The organism is Actinopolymorpha alba DSM 45243 (assembly GCF_000373925.1).
In the GTDB taxonomy this organism is placed as follows: domain Bacteria; phylum Actinomycetota; class Actinomycetes; order Propionibacteriales; family Actinopolymorphaceae; genus Actinopolymorpha; species Actinopolymorpha alba.
The window spans coordinates 17,529-36,173 of record NZ_KB892780.1; the positions used below are offsets into that span (position 1 = coordinate 17,529).

Below are 18,645 nucleotides of genomic sequence, written 5' to 3' on the forward strand. Positions count from 1 at the left end.
GGGTGGTTCGCATGATGAGAGCCGCTATCGCGGCGATGGATGTCGACCCCAACCCTGCGGAGGGAGAGCGCGAGTTCGCTGATGCGCTGCCCGGCCGCTTCGGCGCTGTGGGGCAGGTCGGTGGGCCGCATCGTCACACGCTAGGCGAGCCGACTGATCGGAACATTCGTCCAAGCCACCGGCACGCACCGGCGGCGACAGTGGGCTCATGCCTATTCTTCCGGCACTCGACAACTCGGCCAGTTCGACGACACCAATCCGCGGGCTCCTGACTGGGAGCCGCACGTGAGACGCGCGGGAAGCCGCCGAAGGCGCCGCCTGATCGTCCTGGCCGTCCCTGTCGCCGTCATCGGGCTGCTCCTGGTGAACGCGGCGGTGGTGGTGCGGCAGGACACCGAGGCCACCGGGAACTCAACGTTGTCTCTCGATGGCGGGAACATCTACGTGCGCCAGGACGGCCCCCGCGATGCCCCGGCAGTCGTACTGATCCACGGGACCGCCGCGTCGGCCCACTGGTGGGACCCGCTGGTTCCGATGCTGGCGAAGTCCCATCGCGTCATCAGGATCGACCTGCTGGGGCACGGCCGGTCAGCCAAACCGGCCGGTGGCGGCTACGAGATCCCGGAGCAGGGACGCCGGGTCGGTGCGGCTCTGGACCGGCTCGACGTCAAGCACGCCGTAGTGGTCGGCCATTCCACCGGCGGCTCGGTCGCCACCGCCCTCACCGAGCAACGAGGCGACCTGGTGACCGCGCTCGCGCTCATCAACTCCGGACCCCGCCTGGACGCCTTCATCTCAGACGGGCCTGCCGGCCGGCTCATGTTTAACCCCGTCGTAGGGCCACTGCTGTGGCGGCTTCGGACCGACAAACTGATCCGTCAAGCTTCGAGCACCGGGTTCAGCCGCCGCGGCTACGAGATCCCACAACAGCTCGTGGACGATGTGCGCGGCATGACCTACCACGCGTTCACCGCGACATCGCGGGCGGCCGACGACTACCTGAAGCAGCGTTCGCTTCCCGATCGGCTGACGGCCCTCGGGAAGCCGCTGCTGGTGATCTTCGGGGAGGATGACCAGAGATGGCGATCCTCATCCGCCGTCGAATACCGCGCCGTTCCGGGCGCGAGAGTCGAACTGCTGCCCGGCGTTGGACACTCTCCCCTACTCGAGGATCCGCCGCGGACCGCAGAACTTCTCCTGGCCTTCACCACGAACCGATCAGTACTTGCCGATAGCGAGGGATGATGACGGGAGCATCGAAGCGCTCTACGACGAACTGACGCGCTGCGTCACCGGCTTCGGCTCGAAGGCGTGAATCACTGTGAGCGAGGATCCGGTTGGCCGCATCATGAGGATTCTCGACTATCCAGGCCTCGGGATAAATCTGTCGCGCCGCGCCGTAGCTGGCGACCATGGGCCAGTCGCGTATAACGGGGACCGCCCCTGACGCTGCACCTTCCGTTGATCCAACCGGGAACGCTTCACGTCGGCTTGCACCGAGGATGAACCCGGCATCGCGTAGCGCCTCTGGTAGGTTATCGCAGAATCCGGCAGCGATAATACCGTCGCGCACGTCGTCACATTGAGCACGCTCACGGAACCGATCTCGGTATCGCATTGCACTGGTGTGGGCGCGCCGCTGGAAGTCGTTCCCGAGGAGCAAAAGTCTCCAGGTGGGGTCGTGTGACCGCAACTGGGCAAGTACGTCGAGCGCCCACACGGGATCCTTGACACGTTGGGCCCAACCGATCATCGCGATCGTACGGTCGGCGCCTGGTCGTTTTGAAAGCCCGAACCATTCTAGGGCCATTACGTTCGGCAGCACATGAATGCGAGGTCCTTCAGAGATCGCAGGTATCGCGCGCTGGACGAGTTCTCGGATGTGATCAGCTACGAAAATCACATCCGAGACCCGGGTCCAGTCGATCATGTGGGGGTGGTGCGAGAGGGCGTCGATACTGTGGATGCGAATGATCAAACGGGATTCTCGTGGCGCGTGGATGGTCGCCCAGATCGCCGCATTGTCACACCAATCAACAAAGATCGTATCAGCCCACGCAAGCAGTCTCCTGTTTTCTTCACTGATCATACCGGGCCGTTCTCCAACGACCTGCATGAGTCGATCCGTGATTAGCGACTCGGTCTGTTGCCGACCTGGCCTGGCATCTCGTTTGCTCGCGGTAAGTATGTGCAGGTCGACATCAGGTTGACCTTGGAACTCGGCGATAATTCCCTTTGTATGCTGTGGATACTTCCCTGGGATAACCAGCAATCGATGACGGCGCTTCGGCCGTCGAGTTGCCTTGATATCAGTCGACTCAGGACGGGGCCCCGGGTGTACGGCAGCCGTGGCGTCATCGCCTCGCTCGTCGACTACCGAAGCACGATCAGCGCCAAGCGCACGAACCACTTGCGAGCTTAGCAGTGGCCGCAGGAACCGGTCAGGATCTGCAACAAGTGGGCTCGACAGCACGTCTGCGTGGAGTTCGTAATGGAACATCACATCGATCACGTGGACGACGAGCCTGGAGGCGTATTCGGCGCGGCCGTCCCTCAGAGCCTCTTCGGCATGCCGAAGCACCACCTGGACTCGATCGCCTAGATCTTCAGCGCCTGGCCTTCCAGCGCTGATCTGAACCGTGACGATCTCAAGCTGTAGAACATCGAGGACCTTTTGGTCAAGGTCGAGGGTAAGGGCGGATCGACAGACCTGCTCTGCAGCGTCGAATGACTGATTCAGACGCAGGAGCTGCACGATCCTCGGCGCCTCAGCTGCCAGGCTGTTCAATTCCGACTCCGCAGCGCCGACCACTGCCCTCCATGCGGCAAGGACACTTTCGGGACTCGTTGTCGACATTCCCGCGCCGAGTAACTTTGCAAGCGCGTCAGTAGATCCAACGCGATCTACAAGGCCGGGCATAGCCGATGCGCCGACCTCAAAGATCATTGCCTTCGCGTTGACCCTCGCCGCGTGACGAACTGCCAGAACGGCACAAGGATCGGCCGCCACCACCGCGTCGGCTCGCCGTACGCATGCACGCAGCCATGGATCGTACTTAGCAAGAATCCAGGTGCGTCGCGCCGCGCCAGACAGACGAGCCGCCGAACGAACGATCCCACTGCGCGCGGAGGCTTTCAACCAGGTCGCTACTGGTTTTATGTCGTCTCGAACTCCGGCGCTCCGACCTGTGAGGCTCATCCGCAACTCGTGCACCTCGGTGGCTTGTAGACCTTCGAGGCCCCTTCGATCGAATCCGCACGCGACCCGGACAACCGCGCCCGCGCCATACAGCTGATTGGACAAAATCACAAGCTCGGACCAACTGGACCGGTCTGCACAAATGAGCAAGACTTCAGTCATCAGATGTTCACCTTCGAGCAACGGGCCACTAGTAATCGTCGCGATACGCCCCAGGGATAGATCCCCAACGTTGCCAGCAGCGGTAAGCAGGAATCAGGACCATAACACTGCGGATATCGACAGATACCCATTGGCGCGCTTCAGATGCGGGCCGGGGTGGGGCAGTCTGCTACGAACTCTGCTCTGCGAGCGTGACCTTTCGGCCGGTCCGTGCTGCCTTTCGGATCTGCTCCAGCATGGCGTGCCGCCGGACTGCATGCTGAAAGTCGGGAACGCCGTCAGTGCCTGGGGCGAGGCTCCCGGTGATCTGCTCGCGTAGAAGCGCGTACCCGTGGGCGACGTTGTGGGCGGGTTCGGCGGATCGCCCGGTCCATTGCGTCAGCGACCGCTGCCGTTGATCTGGCCGAGCACCATGGTCAGCGCGTCGACGGAGTGCCCGAAGGCGATCGACAGCAGGGTGGCGCCGTTCGTATGTCCAGCAGGTACGCGTGGCTGTCGTCGTACGTCGCGCCCCAAACCCCGCCCGACCCGAGAATGTTGGTCGACAGCACCCGCCCACGTAGCCTTCGGCGACCAGGTCCCGCAGATACCGAAGCGGCGGAGCCGACCGTGCCTGCAGGCCGACGGCCGTCAACAGCCCCCTGCGGTCCGCGAGGTCGGCCAGTTCCTTCGCCTGCGCGAGGTCAACTCCGAGCGGCCACTCGCTGAACACCGGCTTCCCCGCCTTGAGCGCGGGGCGGATGAGCTCCAGGTGCTGCGGAACCTTCACCGTCACGACGATCCCGTTCACCGGGTCAGCCGTTCGCCTGGCGCGGCTTGCTCCTGCTCGGTCGCCGGGGCGAGGGTGTCAAGTTCGACGAGGAGGTGGCGAGGGCCGCGCAGTGTCGGGTTCGGCCGGTACGGGGGTGGATCGGCGACGAGCCGGGGGTTCACGAGCCGGTGGGCCAGCGCGGGCAGGGCCACCTGTGCCTCGACGCGGGCGAGGGGGGCGCCGTAGCAGTAGTGGATGCCGCCGCCGAAGCCGAAATGTTGGTTGTCGGTACGGTCGGGATCGAAGCGGTCCGGGTCAGCAAAGCGGTGGGAGTCTCGGCTGCCGGCGGCCAACATCAGTACAAGGGGCGAGCCTTGGGGGATGGTCGTTCCGGCGATGTCGATGTCAGCCACCGTGGCGCGGTTGCTCAGCATCTGCACGGGGGGTTCGTAGCGCAGCAGTTCCTCGACCAGTGGGGTGATGAGGTCGGGCTCGCGCCTCAGCCGGTCGAGTACGTCGGGGTGGCGCAGCAAGGTGAGCACCCCGTTGGCGATGAGGTTGACGGTGGTCTCGTGGCCGGCGACCAGCAGCAGGGACGCGGTGCTGAGTATGTCCTTGCGGGACATCGGTCCGTGGGGGCCGGTGTCGGTGAGTAGCCCGGAGATCAGGTCGTCGCCTGGCTGTCGGACGTGGGCGTCGGCGAGCCCGTCCATGTATTCGCCGAGTTCGGCTTGGACGTGGTTTCGCTTGCGCTGGCGCTCGGCGAACGTGCCGGTGGACGGGTCCATAGTTGCGACGAACGCGTCGGCCCAGTGGTGGAAGCGCGGCTGGTCCTCCAGTGGGACTCCGAGGAGCCGGCAGATCGCCGTTACCGGCAGCGGGTAGGCGAAGTCGTCGACGATGTCGACACGGTGCTTGCCGGCGAAGTTGTCGATCAGGCCGTGGGTGACCTCGGCCAGCCAGGACCGCATCCCCTCGACGCGGCCGGGAGAGCTGGGTGGCCCGAACGGGCGGGTGGCCAATTCGCGCAGCTGGTCATGCTGGGGCGGGTCGAGGCGAATGAAGTCGGGTGGTATTCCGGGCGGGCCCTCCTCGGGGGCGGGTGTTTCGCCGGCGACGTCGGGGCGCTTGCGGGGGTCGGAGCTGACCCGCGGGTCGTGCAGCAGTGCGACGATCTCGTCGTAGGTACTCACCACGTAGGCGCCATCGTCTTGCCGCGCCACCGGGGTCTTGCGAAGCTCGGCATACAGCGGGTACGGGTTGGCCCGGCTGGCAGGGTCGAGGATCTGGTCGAAGATGCTGGGCTGAGCCATGACAAGTCCTTCCATGGTCGCCACCGCTGCGGTTGAACAGGCCTGTGTGGCAAGCTGGTCAGTGGTGGATCAGCCGCGCGCGGCGTTCGCTGGGATCATGGCCAGTCACCACCACGGTGGCGTGTCGGTCGCGGGTCTTTCGGTCGGGCAGCTGGGCGGGTACGGGCTGCTGGTCGGCCGGGCGGAACTCGGGTGGGAACGCCGCGGCCTCCTCGATCAGCCTCTGGTAGAACTCCAGCCACCTGCCCTGGTCGAACGCGACCGCGGCGGTGATACGCCCGTGGTAGCCGTAGACAGCCACGAACCGGCCTTCGGCCACCGAGCCCTGGGTGATGACGATCTGGTCGGCGAAGGTCGGTACCCCGACCGACTTGATGTTCGTACCAAACTGCGCCGACCAGAACACCGGGCTGGGTAAGTATGGCCACCGAGCTGCCGGGAGGCCGATCATGTTGTGGGCGGCGGTCTGAGCCTGGGTCACCGCGTTGCCCCAGTGCTCCAGCGCCAGGAACTGGTAGTCGTACAGCGGGTGCGGAAACCGCGCCACGTCCCCGGCGACGAAGACATCATCGGTGGTGACACCGTTGAGGTCGAACACCCGGCACCCGGCGTCACAGCCCACGCCCCAGACGCCGGCGGCCAGACCCGAGCCCTGCAGCCATTCGGTATTGCGGACCGCGCCCAGCGCCACCACGGCGACATCGGCATCGACCGTGGAGCCGTCGGACAGGTGGGCGCGGCGCAGCCGACCGGCGGAGTCGCCCTCCAGGGAGTCGACGGTAATCCCGCAGCGCAGGTCGACACCGTGCTCACGCTGCAGGTCGGCGGCCACCGCACCGATCACTCCGCCGAGCGCGCCCACCAGGGGTGTGGGTCCCCTTTCGGTGACCGTCACCGGCAGGCCTCGCTCCCGACATGCCGAGGCGACCTCGCTGCCGGTGAAACCGGCGCCGATGACCAGCACTCGCCGCGGCCGGTCGGCCAGCCGCTGGCTTAGGCCCGTGGCGTCGTCGCGGGTACGCAGCACGAACACGCCGTCGAGAGCGGCCTCGGCCTCGTTGAACCAGGGCCGGGCACGGGTCCCGGTGGCGATCAGCAACCGGTCGTAGTCGACCGCGCCTCCGTCGCCGAGCCGTACCTGCTTCCGGACCAGGTCGAGCCCGGTAGCGGGAACGCCAAGCTGCCAACGCGCGTCCAGTTCGTCGCCGCCGGGTAGACCTGTGTGATCCGGGGTAATCCACCCGTCGAGAACCTGTTTCGACAGCGGTGGGCGGTCGTACGGCTGGTAGGGCTCCTCCCCGATCATGGTCAGTGAGCCGGTGAATCCCTCGCGACGCAAGGTGGCAGCCGCGGCCAGGCCTGCCAGCGACGCACCGACAATCACAATGCGGCCATCCCGGCGGAAAGCCTCCATCGCCGCATCCCGCCAAGCCGTCGCGGTCGGTCCGGCGGCCCGCGGTGACGGCACCTGCCGCGCCGGCATGGTCACCGCCTCGGACACTGACGCCGCCGCGGGGGCATCCCTGCCGTCGATCTGATCGACCCGCAGAGCCTGCACCGGGCAGGCCGCCGCGGCCCGCATGACCCGCTGACGCTGCGCGTCGTCGGGCTCCGGGTCGTAGATCAGCGCCTCGTCACCGTGCATGCGGAAGACGTCAGGGGCAAGGAACGCACATTGGGCATATCCCTGACAGCGAGTGAGGTTCACGGCAACTTTCATCAGCTGTCCCTCCAGGCACACGTGTCGCGTCTTTCTGTGCGTCACACCCCTAGCCCAGACGTCCTTCACGCTCTGCCGGGAGACGGTTAGCGGCCAAGAGCCGAAAGTCCTCGCCAGCCTGAACCCAACGCTTTCCCTTGGTGGTTCACCGACCGAGCCACACTCCCTCGGGGGATTACGTCCACTCTGATGAAGGCGCAGCATTCACGGGCACCCACAGATCGCCAGCGTTCTCACGGCTGGGGTGCTTGCGGTTACTGGAGTCGGGGCAGGAACGTACGGCGGGCGAGGTCGGCCGTTGTCTTGGCGACGAGGACGGCGATGAAGGCTGTGATCGCGAGAAGTACGACCCAGGCCCACACCGCGTACCCGACGGGTCTTCCGTAGTTGATCCAGTGCAGGGCGAAGGTGGCGACGGCGGCGTAGGGGAACGCGAATGACCAGAACGCGGGGCCGAAGGCCAGCCGGCGGTACACGGGGATCAGCCGGAGTTGGACGAGGACGGCGAGCGCGGTGAAGCCGCCGAGCGCCAGGGCGAAGGCATCGACCCTGCCGTGGGTGATGGCCAGGTAGCCGAGGCCGGCGAGGGCGGGTGGTGCGACCTCGATGGCCAGGGTGGGCGTCATCGGCCCAGGGAGCCGGGGGCGGAACAGCAGCCGGGCCATGATGACGGAGCCGATGAGCAGCCACGACACGACGCCGAGACCCATGAACGCGTGGGCGATCGCGATCCAGCCCGCGGGGGCGGCGCCGATGGCGCCGATGAGTCCGCCAGCGACGGCGGGCAGGATGTAGCCGGAGTGCAGCCGATCCAGGTCGAGGCCTTCAACGATCCACTGGCCGGTGATCCACCCGGCCAGGATGGTGGCGGCTGCGGCGAACACCGCGAACACCCACCGCCCGGCGGCGAGGGCGTGGGGCATCAGACCCGTCGCCAAGAGCATGCCGACGATCGGAATCAGCGACACGAACGGTGCCAACACCGGATCGGCCAGTTCGCCGCGCCAGCCGCCTGGTCGGCGCGGCACCTGCGACACGTAGCCGACGACGAGTACCAGCCACACGACGGCGGTGACGATGAACAGGACGTCGGCCACCAGCGCGGGCGCAACCCCCACTATGGCCGCGTACCTCCAACAGGTGGCCAGACCGGCCAGCGCGAAGGAGATCCCGAACATGTTCGGGGTAATCCCAACCTGAGGCTGGGCAGTCCGCGTGTTCATCGGAGCCTCCACCCCGAATACCGACGCCCTCGGGATCAGGGCTGGTAGTCGCCGTCAATCCAGGCCCGGAAGAGTGCGATGTGCTCATCTGGCCAAGGTCCGGCGCCGCCACGCGTCGACGGCGGCATGCGCTTGCTGGAAAGTTGACGTTCCACGGCAGCGGAATGATCTCGATCGCTCATATATTCGTAGTCATCGAGGTAAACATTCAATCGCCTCATATGAGCGATGTCGACTTCCGTAAAGAGCGGACGAATATCCTTTGAAAAGCTGACGACATTATCCATCAGTTACCTCTTACGCGTGCCCTGACATTCGTTCACTGTCGATAATAGTTGGCAAGACCTCGGTATATGGCTCAAGCGCAAGCCCCACGAGATCGCTCGTGCGAACTCGTCGCCTCCAGTGATCTTGAGAAGAGGGCCGCCGCCACTCGTTGACTCAGAGTGGCCCAGGGGCGCCCCGGTCGCACCCTCATCAGCTAAGCAACTCAAGTTGACTATCCCGTGTTAGTCAACTACGGTTGCTTACATGTCGGCAGAAGACGTACCCGTTCCCAAGGACCCCGCCGACGCGCTGGCGGCCGTCGTGGCGCTGCGGCTCTTGGCCGATCGGCTGGAGGACGCCGCCGTGGAGCAGGCCATGCGCGCGGGCTGGAGCTGGCCGGACGTCGCCGAGGCCCTCGGCGTCACTCGCCAGGCGGTCCACAAGAGACACGCCAAGCGGCTCATAGCTGCCGGCGTCACGCTGAGGAGACGACGATGAGCGCGATCGACCACTACATCAACGCGGTCATAGAGCGGGGGGCGGCGGAAGCGCAGGAGGACGGCTCTGCGGCGACCGAGGCCCACCATCTGCTGCTGGCGATCGCCGCCCACGAGGGCACCACCGCGCACCGCGTCCTGGCCACGGCGGGGCTCGGGCGTCAGGCGATCAGGGCCGCACTTGACCGGGAGTTCGAGCACAGCCTGAGCACAGTCGGGGTGACCCTCGCCTCCTTCGATCTCCCAAAGCCCAGCGCCGCCCGCACACCGTCGAAGGTCGGCGCTACGGCGCGGCTCGCGCTCGAACGCGGCTTCGCCGCCGCCACCGGCAAGAAGGACCTGCGTCCCGTGCATCTGCTGCTCGGCGTCCTGGACACCGAGATCGGCACCGTACCCCGCGCACTCGCCCTGGCCGGCGCCGACCGCGTGGACCTTATGGCACGCGCACGGGAGACGCTCGCCGGGGAGAGCTGGTAACCGCCGTCCACTGACGCCCGCAAGAGTCGGTAACCCGGCCCACCACGTCGGGCCAGGCGCCCCTCGACGCCGCCTGATTCCCATCGCTACTCCCCCAATGTCCCGGCCCAGCCACGGCCCCGCACGGACTCGGGCCGATGAGTTCGGCCGTGATCTGGCATGCCCTCACAACCGGTGACGCCGGCAGGTGTCGCGGCGAGGGGCTCGATCGGGCTCGATCCACGAAGAGAGGTCATCTCATGACGACGGACGAGAAGGTCGTGCTTGAAGTCGACGGGCTGCGCATGCGCTACGGCTCGGTCGACGTCCTACATGACGTCACCTTCCAGGCCCGCCACGGCGAGGTGCTGGCCCTCTTGGGGCCCAATGGCGCCGGCAAGACCACCACGATCGAGATCCTGGAGGGCTTCCGCACCCGTTCACAGGGCCAGGTCAAGGTGCTCGGCACCGACCCTGAGCACGGCGATGAGCGGTGGCGAGCCCGGCTCGGGGTCGTGCTGCAGTCCTGGCGCGACCACGGCAAGTGGCGGGTAGGCGAGTTCCTCGCCCATCTGGGCACCTACTACGCCGCCTACGCCACGCCGCGGATACAGCGACCCTGGAACGCTGACGAGCTGATCAAGACGGTCGGCCTGACCGAGCACGCCGGCAAGAAGCTGAGGACGTTGTCAGGTGGCCAGCGGCGCAGGCTGGACGTGGCCATTGGCCTCGTGGGGCGTCCCGAGCTGCTGTTCCTCGACGAGCCCACCTCGTCATTCGACCCGCAGGCCAGGCAGATGCTCCACGACCTGGTGCGGCGCCTGGTCGGCACCGGCGAGACCACTGTCCTGCTCACCACCCATGACCTGGCCGAGGCCGAGAAGCTGGCCGACCGCATCCTCGTGCTCAACGGCGGCCGGATCATCGCCGACGGCACGGTCGGCGATCTGGCGCAGCGGATCGCCGGTCAGGACGAGGTGCGCTGGCTGCGCGGCGGGCAGCGCTTCGTGGAGAGGACCACCGACTCGACCGCGTTCGCCCGCGAGCTGTTCGCCCGATACGGGGACGACATCCAGGAGCTCGAGGTCCACCGTGCCTCGCTGGAACAGACCTACCTCAGCCTGGTCCACCAGGCCGAATCGACCCTGGAGGTCACCAGATGAACCCCGCCACGACGGCCCTGCGTGCCGGCTGGACCCGAGGTCGCATCGAGTTGCGGCAGTCGTTCACCAACGGCGCCGACCTGTTCGCCCACTTCCTCTGGCCCGGCCTGATGGTGGCCACCATGTTCTTCATCCGGGACATGTCCTTTGGGACGAGCGGCCTCCTGCTGGGCACGCTGGCGCTGCCGAGCATCCTCGGGATGAACGTCGCGACCGGCATGATCAGCATGAGCCAGCAGCTCACCGCCGACCGCGAGGACGGCACCCTGCTGCGCGCCAAGGCGACCCCGCACGGGATGCCCGCCTACCTCATCGGCAAGGTGATCTCGGTCTCCGGCAGTCTCCTAGCCGATCTGGTGATCTTCCTGGTGCCTGGCATGCTCATCGTCGAGGGCCTGCGGATCGGCCCGGGCACCTGGCCGACCCTGGGCTGGGTGCTGGTGCTGGGCCTGGTCGCGACCCTGCCCCTTGGCGCGGTCCTGGGCTCGGCGTTCGCCAGCGCACGCGCCCAAGGTCTCATCCAGCTGCCGTACCTCGCCCTGATCGGGATCTCCGGCATCTTCTACCCGATCACCGCACTGCCCGAATGGCTGCAATGGATCGCGCAGGTCTTCCCCATCTACTGGATGGGCCTCGGCATGCGCTCGGCCCTGCTGCCGGACTCGGCCGCGACCGTCGAGATCGGCGAATCCTGGAGACACCTGGAGACCGTCAGCGTCCTCGGCGTCTGGGCGGTGCTCGGCCTGCTCGTGGCCCCGGTGGTGCTACGCCGGATGGCGCGCGGGGAGTCCGGCTCAACCGTGGCGGCCCGCCGCGAGCGCGCCCTGCAGCGGGTCCAGTGACGCCATGAACCGTCACGACATCGACCGCCCGGTCGCTGGCGCCAGACCTGGCCCGCGGCTTCATGCTCCTGGCGATGCGGATCGCCTACCGCGACCAGGCACAGGGAGGCGATTGAGTCTCCGCGGCGCACAGTGATCTCGATTGATCCGCCGAAATCCAATGTCACAAAGGACTTGGGCCGTGTACTGCCAGGATGGTTGGAGAACGGGCGGGTCACCTGGATCCAGGCGATGGCGATCCCGGGGGAGCCGGGTTGCCGTCGTACTCGGTGATGACCTCATCGAGAACACGGACGGTTTCCAGCTGTTGACGGATCTCGTGGTTCAGACGATCACGATGGCGGCGAAGCTCATCCATGAGGAAGGCTGTGCGCTGGGATTCATCAAGCATGCACGGCAGCAGCGGCTCGATCGTCGCGCTGGTCAGGCCTGCGGCGAAGAGGTGCTGAATCAGGACGATCCGCTCGACGCACTCGGGCGCGAAGCGGCGATGCCCGGACGGCGTGCGATGTGAGACCACGAGGCCCTGCTCCTCGTAGTAGCGGATCGAACGAGTACTCACCGCAGTGGCGTCGGCGAGCTGCCCGATGGTCAACAGCTCGTCGGACTTGAACTTCACATTGATGTCAACTTCGACCATGAACGCATGCTATTCGAGTCCGCCACTGTCGATCGGGTGTCTGCCCGCGACGTGCTTGGCGTTGCCGGCGCCGCCGGTGGGGCGTTCGCGAGCTTCTACTGTTTCTACTCCGCCGCCCCGCTGATCTTCGCTGGCGCCCAGCCCTCGCCCGGTGTGCAGGTCGCCGTCGTGATGGTGGTCGTGGTGCTGATCCAGCCCTTCGTTCTCCTGGCCGGACGATGGATGCGAGCACGCGCCCGGGCCGCGGGCGCAGCGCTGGCGGCGATGGCCATGGGCCTGGCCGCGCTGCAGTCGGGAATCCGCTGGCCCGGTCTCGTCATCGTCGGGCTCGGGTTCGGGGTCTTCGTCGTCACCAGCACCGCTTGGGCCAAGGAACTCGCCACGTCCGCCGGAATCGGTCGGGCCCTGGGCGCCTACGGCTTCGGCTCCGCGATCGGCGGTGCCATCGGCGCCCCGGTCGGACTCCTCTTGGCAGCCCAGATCGGCGCGCACGGCGTGGTGATCGTTGCCACTGCTTTCGCGATCCTAGGTCTCGTCCCCGTCGCGACCATCGCCAGGAAGGCCGCCATACGGGCGACGACTGTTCCTGCAGACGTACCCCCGCAGCAGCTGCCACGGATCGCCAGCAGTCCTCGCCAACGGCGCGGGCTCGTCGTACCGATCAGCCTCGCGGCCCACCTGGTGGCTGTGACACTCTACGCGGCGGTACTGTCCTCGGCCGGTTCCCTGGTCGAGACCGCCACGGCGACCGCCGCGGTCCTCGTGGCCTTTGCCACCCAGGCAGCGCTCGCGCTCGGCCGTCTCGCCAGCGGTGTCTTGTGCGATCGGTGGTCTGCCGTCGGAACAGCGCTCGTTGCTGGCGGTTTGCTGGCGCTGGCGATCGCGGGCGTCATCGTCACTTCCACGCCGGGCGCAGTTGTCGCGGCCAGCGCCGCGCTCGGCGTCGCCGCAGGGGGGATCCAGACCGCCGCGCTGACGCTGATGATGCGCAGCGCCCGGACCCCGGCCCACACCGAGCGGGCCAGTGCCGCCTGGAACATCGCCTTCGACCTTGGCCTGGGCGCCGGAGCACTCACCGCTGGTCTCATCACACTCGCTTGACCGCGTGCTCTATCCCGAGCACCGCATCACCCAGCAACTGAAAGAGAAGGAGACACATATGACCACCACGGGAACCTGGCTACCCGAGGACGCCTCGGCCGTGGCCTGCCTGACCTTCGACGTCGATGCCGAGACCGGAATTCTCTCAGCCAACGCCAAGGCAGCCGATCACGCCATGGCAATCAGCCACCAGCAGTTCGGGCCCGAGATCGGCGTGCCCCGCATCCTGGACATCCTCGCGAACCTCGACGTGCACGCGACGTTCTTCTTCCCTGGCTGGGTCGCGGAACGCCGCCCGGCCCTGGTCGAGAAGATCGCTGCTGCCGGTCACGAGATCGGCCACCACTCCTACAGCCACGTCCCGGCCTCCTCTATGACACGTGAGCAAGAAGAGCGCGACTTCACCCGTGCGCTGAAGGTCTTCGAAGACATCGGCGTGCCCATCTACGGCCACCGCGCCGGCCTGTGGGAGGCCAGCTGGTCCACCCCCGCGATCGTTGCCGAGCACGGCCTGACCTACGACAGCTCCCTTATGACACAGGACTCCCCGTACCGCATCACCACCGAGGCAGGCAGCATCACCGAACTGCCCCCACACTGGTCGCTCGACGACTGGGAGCAGTACGCCTTCCTGCCTTTCCCTGAGATCGGACAGCACATCAAGAACCCCTCCGACGTCCTCCAGATGTGGACTGCCGAGGTCGATGCCATGCGTCGTTTCGGTGGACTTTTCATGCTCACCAACCATCCTTTCCTCAGTGGCCGGCCCGCCCGCGCCGTCGCCCTGGAAGCGCTCATCGGCCACATCCTCGACACCGGCGACGTCCCAATCCTCACCGGCTACGAACTGGCCACCCACCTCGCCGAGGTCGCCCTGCCCGAACGCGCCCACGAAAAGCCCTGTATCGAAGACGGCCTCTTCCCGACGCCATGACCGTTCTGAGCGATACACAGCATTCTCCTTCGCACTGGTGACTCCGCAGTAATGCGAGCTAGGCAGATGCCCCGCGGGCAATGCGCACATCCGGAGGCTCAGACGTGCGGGAGCGCGTTTCTCACTGACCGGCCGGCTCGCAACGCCGAGGCCAATCGGCTTGCTTGCGTGCGACGCGTGCACCGATGCTGCGCGTTCCTGCTGCGGACGTCCCTCAAACTCGGCGCAATGAATGAATGGCGAAGTGCAGGTCGATTTCATCGCCGGGTTCGAGCCACAAGCCATCGGCGGCCAGCACATCGGCAGCGACGATCCTTGCCTGCGCCACGCGCTTCTGATCGGCGTGGAAGCTCGGCCAGACCAGCAGGGGGAAGACGTGTTCTTCGCCGTAGAGGCGCACAGCCGTGATGTCACCGAGCACGGTCTGGGGCAAGGAGCTGTTGGCCCAGGACCACAACCAGGTCTCCTGGGCGTGATCCACGCTGCCGATCAAGGTGATTCGGCCGTGGAGGAAGTCTCGTCCACCGCGCGACCAGACGATGCTGGCGTCGTCCATCGACCAGCCGTACTGCACATCGCCACTGAGACCGTGGTCGGAGACCATCGCTGCTTGTCGCTGGCCGACCCTGTCCCTAGCCGCCGAAACCACCGACTCCCACAGCTCGTGATCATGTACAGGTCGTTGATCGACGTGATCCACTATTCTCCCGCCCGAACCACCGGGGGTCAGTTTTCGCGAAGCGTTGACACAGTACGCCGGTTGGGGCGAAGTAGTCATATTCGCCGCGGGTTCCGCATCCAGGGCGAGATCCCACAGTCCGCAGGGGTTCGCCCATCGCGACTCCTCGTTGAGGCTGTCGGCCAGGAACTCCACGTAAGGTGGATCGATGACCACCCGGGCATGGGATCACGTGCAGGCGTTCGCGCTTGGCCTGCCGCGTGCGGTCGAGGACATTCCCCGGGGGGAGCTGGTCGTTAAGGTCGATCACCCGCCTCGCCGGATGGCGAACGGGCTGGTGTATGGGCCGATGTTCCTGTGGCTTGGTAGGCGAAAGGCGCCTGTGCCGGCGGTGTCTGTGAAGCTCAAGGCCTCCTACGACCAGGCAGTCGCGGTCGGCCGTGCGACGCCGATGACGATGAGCGGCCTTGGGCAGTGGGGCTGGCTGACGGTCCCCCTTGCTGGCGTCGACCTCGACCTCCTGTGCGACTGGATCGACGAGAGTTACCGCAACGTCGCGCCGAAGAAGCTCGTCGCCGAGCTCAATCAGGTGCTGTCGGCCACCTGATCCGTAGGCCGCCGAAGATCGGCCAGCCCCTTTGACATTCACGTCTCGATGACGATGTGTGGCTCGTCCGGTCCGAGGGGTTCGACTCTCGCCTTGAGCACATCGAAGGTGTTGCGCACCATGCGAATGCTTCCCGACGGATTCGCGTTGCGACTCTCGACGCGGCACCATGCGATCTCATCGTCGCATCGAACGTGATAGAGCTGGATGGCTGCGTCACACGCTTCAGGCAGCGGCTCCAAACCGGCTCCATCGCGATCAGAAGCCTGTCCGTGATCGCCCCGACGTCTATTTCGGCCTCGTCGTCGCCGTAGAGAGTGGTGAGCCACTCGTCAGCCGAGAACCGAACTGCCGCGGCGTCCTGCTCGATCCTCTTGGCGAAGGTGGTCTTGCCCGCTCCGATGTAGCCGTGGATCAGATGAGCTGTCGGCATGGTGGCAGACATTAGCTCCTGCCCACGCGGACCACTCTCCCGGTTGGGGCGTGCGAGCTCCTTCGTCGGTTCGCCGAAGCGATGGATTCCCCGACCCTGAAGCGCGGATCGACGTGTTCCCGCATCGGTCGCGCCGCAAATCTCGTCGACCGACGCATCGGGGCCTGCGCGATCGCGTCGGCGTCGTTCCACGTTCCTCGGCGGCCGTCGACGAACGGGAACAGCGCGTAGCGCCGGCCACGGTGCTCGGAGGTGTACGAGCCGTCGAGCGCTTGCTGCGCCGCAGGAACGGGGATCCCCCGAGCCGCCCTCCGGAACAACCGGCACGAGGTCGGCGAACCATGACATCATCGGCCGCAGCTCCTCAACCCTTGGTGCCGCTGATCGTTCGACCCGGCGATCGCAGGCGCGGCGGTGGTGTCAACGCGTCCTGCGCCTTCGAGCACGATTGCTTCAGCGTCCGAACGCCCAGGCCACCATCAGCGGGAACTCGGCTTGCCAGAACGGGTCACCGTGGGTCCCGACCCGCTCGGTCATCACAACGTCCGCACCGGCATCGCGCAGCGCGTCCGCCCACCGGGTCGCGTTCTCGAGGAAGAACGGCTCCAACGTGCCGGCGACGAGGTAGGTGCGTGGAAGTGGGTTCGGCATCACGGCTGGCGGGCGGTAGCCGCCGCCCGGCGAGGCGGAGAAGACCGCACCGTAGATGTCCGGATGCCGAAGCCCCATGGCGAGCGCGAGTTCTCCACTCGCCGACACGCCGCAGACCGCTGTGCGTTCGGCCGGCAACGCGACGCCGAAGCGCGACCGCACCCAGCTGCGGACGTCCTCGACGAAGAACCTCTCGTGCGCCGCGAACCGTTCCTCGTCGAATGGCGGTGAGTACTCCTTGATGCGCGCCATCTCATCCTCATCGGCCGTCCGGTAGGCACCGACGATCATCGTGTGCGGTACGTCGACCGCCTCGAGGTACCCGCCCCACTGCGAGATCAACTGACCGTCACCGGCGAACACGACTGCCTCCGGCGGATCGGGAGGCACGTACACCGTGGCCTGCCGCCCGCCGTCGTACTCGAACGTCTCGGTGACGAGCTCCCCCGCTATCGGGTCGATCCGCACCGCTTCGTCACCGTTCGCGCCGATGGCTGCTTGGTCTCCATGACTCGCACCTCGATCCTTTTCGAAAGAGAGCCAACCGGAGAGCTGTGGATGGTCGGTGAAGGGGTGATACTCCGTTATCGACAGCGCCGGCACCGTCACCCTCCGCGATCGATCTGCCCGCGCGCCAACGATCGGAGTGCTGACCTTTGGGTGGCGAACCCGAGGAGCCTGCCTGTTCCTATCAGACGACGGACGGCGCCGGCACCGCTGATCGCAGCACTTTCGAGTGGCGCTCCGACTCGCAGCGGAACGCTTGACAAGCGCTACGCCGGTCGGGGAGATTGGCGCCACGGCGCCGACCGGTCGCCGAGCTGTGGAACATCCGCCCCAGCTGGGGTTCCAGTAGCGAAGGGGAGTTGCCCTCTCGGTCGTCGATTGTCAACAGGCCATCTCTCAACACCGCGTCGCTGGGGGGCAAGGGTGTCAAGGGGAAGGCTTGTCATGACCAGGGACGGCAGCTTCAAGAAGGTTGTCCGGCGTCACGCTAAGGAGACGGGGCAGCGCTACACCGAAGCGCTGACCGATCTAGAGGGTCTCGGTACCCGCATGCACCACGAGCCCACTGCTGAGCGACTGCTCGCCCACCTTCGGGATCGCTACGGCATCGACCCGGTCGCGGCGACGAAGGTCAGTGTGCACAAGACCTACGTCTTCCGCATCGACAGGAATGACGGCGACCCGTGGATCGCCCGCGCGTTCCCTCCCGCCCGTCCGAGGGCCGGCGTCGAGGGCGACGCCACGATCCTGCGATTCCTGGAGCGGCACGACTTCCCCGCGGAGCGTCTGGCGGTCGACGACGCTGTGTCTGACTTCGACGGAAGCGCGGTCCTCGTGACCCGGCACATCCAAGGCGTCCCGCTTCCCGATGGTGCCGAGAAGTTCGCCATTATGGGTGACCTGCTCGGACGGCTGCACGCGCTGCCGCTCGACGAGTCCGTCAGCCGCCCAGGCGGAGCGAGTGGTGAGGACCCCAGCCGTGAGGGCACGCCGCGTCAGGATCTGCTGGCCACCCTGTCGTTTCTCGACGCCGTGGACACGAAGGTCGCGGCGGCCCATCGCAGGCGATTCGAGCAGATCCGGGACCAGGTGCGCTCGGCCGACGACGGTCACGGTCTTCCCGAGGCGTTGCTCCACGGCAACCTCCTCCACGCCCCCGATCACGCAGTCGTGAGCGAGCAAGGGCCAGTCGCAATCAACTGGAAGGCATCTGGGCGGGGTCCGCGACTCGCCGACTTCGCCTATCTGATGTGGGGCACCTGGCTCAATGAGGAAATGATCGACGCGGGCGTCAACGCCTACCGCCGACACGTCGAGCTGACCGACGACGAACTCGACCGACTCGAGGCAGTGATGTACATACGGCCGCTGTACCTCATGGGCTTCGACTACCGGCGTCACATCGATAGGCACCACGGCGGCGAGGTCGAGTGGTTCGATCCCGAGTACATCCGCGCAGCCGCAGCCGCGACTCGAGCCGCGTTCCGCAAATAGATCGGG

The 18,645-nt window shown here is 66.5% G+C and carries 19 protein-coding genes; 9 read left to right on the forward strand and 10 right to left on the reverse strand.

Going from position 1 to position 18,645, the window contains the following annotated elements; genetic code table 11:
* The first annotated feature begins 285 nt into the window (after positions 1-285).
* Positions 286-1,245: an alpha/beta fold hydrolase gene (locus B141_RS43115; protein WP_020578440.1), complete on the forward strand. Its 960-nt coding sequence runs from the start codon at positions 286-288 to the stop codon at positions 1,243-1,245.
* Here the strand turns inward: B141_RS43115 and B141_RS47910 are convergent.
* The 6 genes from B141_RS47910 to B141_RS49740 form a co-directional block, all read right to left on the reverse strand.
* The gene (locus B141_RS47910) at positions 1,205-3,361 is read right to left on the reverse strand and encodes a glycosyltransferase family 4 protein (protein ID WP_084678561.1); all 2,157 of its coding nucleotides are present in this window, start codon (positions 3,359-3,361) and stop codon (positions 1,205-1,207) included. The two genes, B141_RS43115 and B141_RS47910, sit on opposite strands and share 41 nt — an antisense overlap.
* A 169-nt stretch (positions 3,362-3,530) precedes the next feature.
* Positions 3,531-4,130, reverse strand: coding sequence for a Gfo/Idh/MocA family protein (locus B141_RS50910; protein ID WP_202805945.1), 600 nt, complete (start codon positions 4,128-4,130; stop codon positions 3,531-3,533).
* A gap of 17 nt (positions 4,131-4,147) precedes the next feature.
* Positions 4,148-5,425: a cytochrome P450 gene (locus B141_RS0127670; RefSeq protein ID WP_020578442.1), complete on the reverse strand. Its 1,278-nt coding sequence runs from the start codon at positions 5,423-5,425 to the stop codon at positions 4,148-4,150.
* Between the two features lie 58 nt (positions 5,426-5,483).
* Complete coding sequence (locus B141_RS0127675) at positions 5,484-7,145, reverse strand: FAD-dependent oxidoreductase (RefSeq protein WP_026257623.1); 1,662 nt, start codon at positions 7,143-7,145, stop codon at positions 5,484-5,486.
* A gap of 254 nt (positions 7,146-7,399) precedes the next feature.
* Positions 7,400-8,368, reverse strand: a complete 969-nt coding sequence (locus tag B141_RS0127680) for an SLAC1 family transporter (RefSeq protein ID WP_051114194.1) — start codon at positions 8,366-8,368, stop codon at positions 7,400-7,402.
* A gap of 35 nt (positions 8,369-8,403) precedes the next feature.
* A complete protein-coding gene (locus tag B141_RS49740; protein WP_157181339.1) occupies positions 8,404-8,655 on the reverse strand; it encodes a hypothetical protein in 252 nt (83 codons plus the stop codon).
* 244 nt (positions 8,656-8,899) lie between these two features.
* On the opposite strand from B141_RS49740, the gene B141_RS0127685 reads away from it, so the two are divergent.
* The 4 genes from B141_RS0127685 (at position 8,900) to B141_RS0127700 (ending at position 11,593) form a co-directional block, all read left to right on the forward strand.
* Positions 8,900-9,133, forward strand: a complete 234-nt coding sequence (locus B141_RS0127685) for a hypothetical protein (protein WP_020578445.1) — start codon at positions 8,900-8,902, stop codon at positions 9,131-9,133.
* Entirely contained in the window at positions 9,130-9,609 is a 480-nt protein-coding gene (locus B141_RS0127690; protein ID WP_020578446.1) for a Clp protease N-terminal domain-containing protein, read from the forward strand. The genes B141_RS0127685 and B141_RS0127690 overlap by 4 nt, the downstream gene beginning before the upstream one ends.
* Positions 9,610-9,848: 239 nt before the next feature.
* Entirely contained in the window at positions 9,849-10,751 is a 903-nt protein-coding gene (locus tag B141_RS0127695) for an ABC transporter ATP-binding protein (RefSeq protein WP_020578447.1), read from the forward strand.
* Positions 10,748-11,593 carry an ABC transporter permease gene (locus tag B141_RS0127700; RefSeq protein ID WP_020578448.1) on the forward strand — a complete coding sequence of 282 codons (846 nt, stop codon included), beginning with the start codon at positions 10,748-10,750 and terminating at the stop codon, positions 11,591-11,593. Before B141_RS0127695 ends, B141_RS0127700 begins: the two co-directional genes overlap by 4 nt.
* A 214-nt stretch (positions 11,594-11,807) precedes the next feature.
* Here B141_RS0127700 and B141_RS0127705 read toward each other — a convergent pair whose 3' ends face one another.
* Positions 11,808-12,233: a MerR family transcriptional regulator gene (locus B141_RS0127705; protein WP_020578449.1), complete on the reverse strand. Its 426-nt coding sequence runs from the start codon at positions 12,231-12,233 to the stop codon at positions 11,808-11,810.
* Between the two features lie 6 nt (positions 12,234-12,239).
* On the opposite strand from B141_RS0127705, the gene B141_RS46200 reads away from it, so the two are divergent.
* Entirely contained in the window at positions 12,240-13,334 is a 1,095-nt protein-coding gene (locus B141_RS46200; protein WP_020578450.1) for an MFS transporter, read from the forward strand.
* 58 nt (positions 13,335-13,392) lie between these two features.
* Complete coding sequence (locus B141_RS0127725; protein ID WP_020578451.1) at positions 13,393-14,268, forward strand: polysaccharide deacetylase family protein; 876 nt, start codon at positions 13,393-13,395, stop codon at positions 14,266-14,268.
* 214 nt (positions 14,269-14,482) lie between these two features.
* Here the strand turns inward: B141_RS0127725 and B141_RS43125 are convergent, their stop codons facing one another.
* Positions 14,483-15,163 (reverse strand): DUF6882 domain-containing protein, encoded by a 681-nt coding sequence (locus B141_RS43125; protein ID WP_202805946.1) that lies wholly within the window; start codon positions 15,161-15,163, stop codon positions 14,483-14,485.
* Here B141_RS43125 and B141_RS0127735 point away from each other — a divergent pair.
* On the forward strand, positions 15,156-15,554 hold the full coding sequence (locus tag B141_RS0127735) for an MmcQ/YjbR family DNA-binding protein (RefSeq protein ID WP_020578453.1): 399 nt from the start codon (positions 15,156-15,158) through the stop codon (positions 15,552-15,554). The genes B141_RS43125 and B141_RS0127735 overlap by 8 nt on opposite strands.
* On the opposite strand, the gene B141_RS52980 is transcribed toward B141_RS0127735, so the two are convergent.
* Positions 15,529-16,338: a P-loop nucleotide/nucleoside kinase family protein gene (locus B141_RS52980; RefSeq protein WP_084678562.1), complete on the reverse strand. Its 810-nt coding sequence runs from the start codon at positions 16,336-16,338 to the stop codon at positions 15,529-15,531. The genes B141_RS0127735 and B141_RS52980 overlap by 26 nt on opposite strands.
* Positions 16,339-16,440: 102 nt before the next feature.
* Entirely contained in the window at positions 16,441-17,106 is a 666-nt protein-coding gene (locus B141_RS0127745) for an alpha/beta hydrolase (protein WP_040422505.1), read from the reverse strand.
* Between the two features lie 483 nt (positions 17,107-17,589).
* Here B141_RS0127745 and B141_RS43130 point away from each other — a divergent pair, with 483 nt between their 5' ends.
* Positions 17,590-18,639 carry a phosphotransferase enzyme family protein gene (locus B141_RS43130; protein ID WP_020578456.1) on the forward strand — a complete coding sequence of 350 codons (1,050 nt, stop codon included), beginning with the start codon at positions 17,590-17,592 and terminating at the stop codon, positions 18,637-18,639.
* The last annotated feature ends 6 nt before the right edge of the window (positions 18,640-18,645 follow it).

Bases quoted from the DNA above. Each gene is read 5' to 3' on its own strand.
- B141_RS47910 (WP_084678561.1), bottom strand. From the start codon at position 3,361: ATGACTGAAGTCTTGCTCATTTGTGCAGACCGGTCCAGTTGGTCCGAG.
- B141_RS0127670 (WP_020578442.1), bottom strand. From the start codon at position 5,425: ATGGCTCAGCCCAGCATCTTCGACCAGATCCTCGACCCTGCCAGCCGG.
- B141_RS0127675 (WP_026257623.1), bottom strand. From the start codon at position 7,145: ATGAAAGTTGCCGTGAACCTCACTCGCTGTCAGGGATATGCCCAATGT.
- B141_RS0127680 (WP_051114194.1), bottom strand. From the start codon at position 8,368: ATGAACACGCGGACTGCCCAGCCTCAGGTTGGGATTACCCCGAACATG.
- B141_RS49740 (WP_157181339.1), bottom strand. From the start codon at position 8,655: ATGGATAATGTCGTCAGCTTTTCAAAGGATATTCGTCCGCTCTTTACG.
- B141_RS0127685 (WP_020578445.1), top strand. From the start codon at position 8,900: ATGTCGGCAGAAGACGTACCCGTTCCCAAGGACCCCGCCGACGCGCTG.
- B141_RS0127690 (WP_020578446.1), top strand. From the start codon at position 9,130: ATGAGCGCGATCGACCACTACATCAACGCGGTCATAGAGCGGGGGGCG.
- B141_RS0127695 (WP_020578447.1), top strand. From the start codon at position 9,849: ATGACGACGGACGAGAAGGTCGTGCTTGAAGTCGACGGGCTGCGCATG.
- B141_RS0127700 (WP_020578448.1), top strand. From the start codon at position 10,748: ATGAACCCCGCCACGACGGCCCTGCGTGCCGGCTGGACCCGAGGTCGC.
- B141_RS0127705 (WP_020578449.1), bottom strand. From the start codon at position 12,233: ATGGTCGAAGTTGACATCAATGTGAAGTTCAAGTCCGACGAGCTGTTG.
- B141_RS46200 (WP_020578450.1), top strand. From the start codon at position 12,240: ATGCTATTCGAGTCCGCCACTGTCGATCGGGTGTCTGCCCGCGACGTG.
- B141_RS0127725 (WP_020578451.1), top strand. From the start codon at position 13,393: ATGACCACCACGGGAACCTGGCTACCCGAGGACGCCTCGGCCGTGGCC.
- B141_RS0127735 (WP_020578453.1), top strand. From the start codon at position 15,156: ATGACCACCCGGGCATGGGATCACGTGCAGGCGTTCGCGCTTGGCCTG.
- B141_RS52980 (WP_084678562.1), bottom strand. From the start codon at position 16,338: ATGATGTCATGGTTCGCCGACCTCGTGCCGGTTGTTCCGGAGGGCGGC.
- B141_RS43130 (WP_020578456.1), top strand. From the start codon at position 17,590: ATGACCAGGGACGGCAGCTTCAAGAAGGTTGTCCGGCGTCACGCTAAG.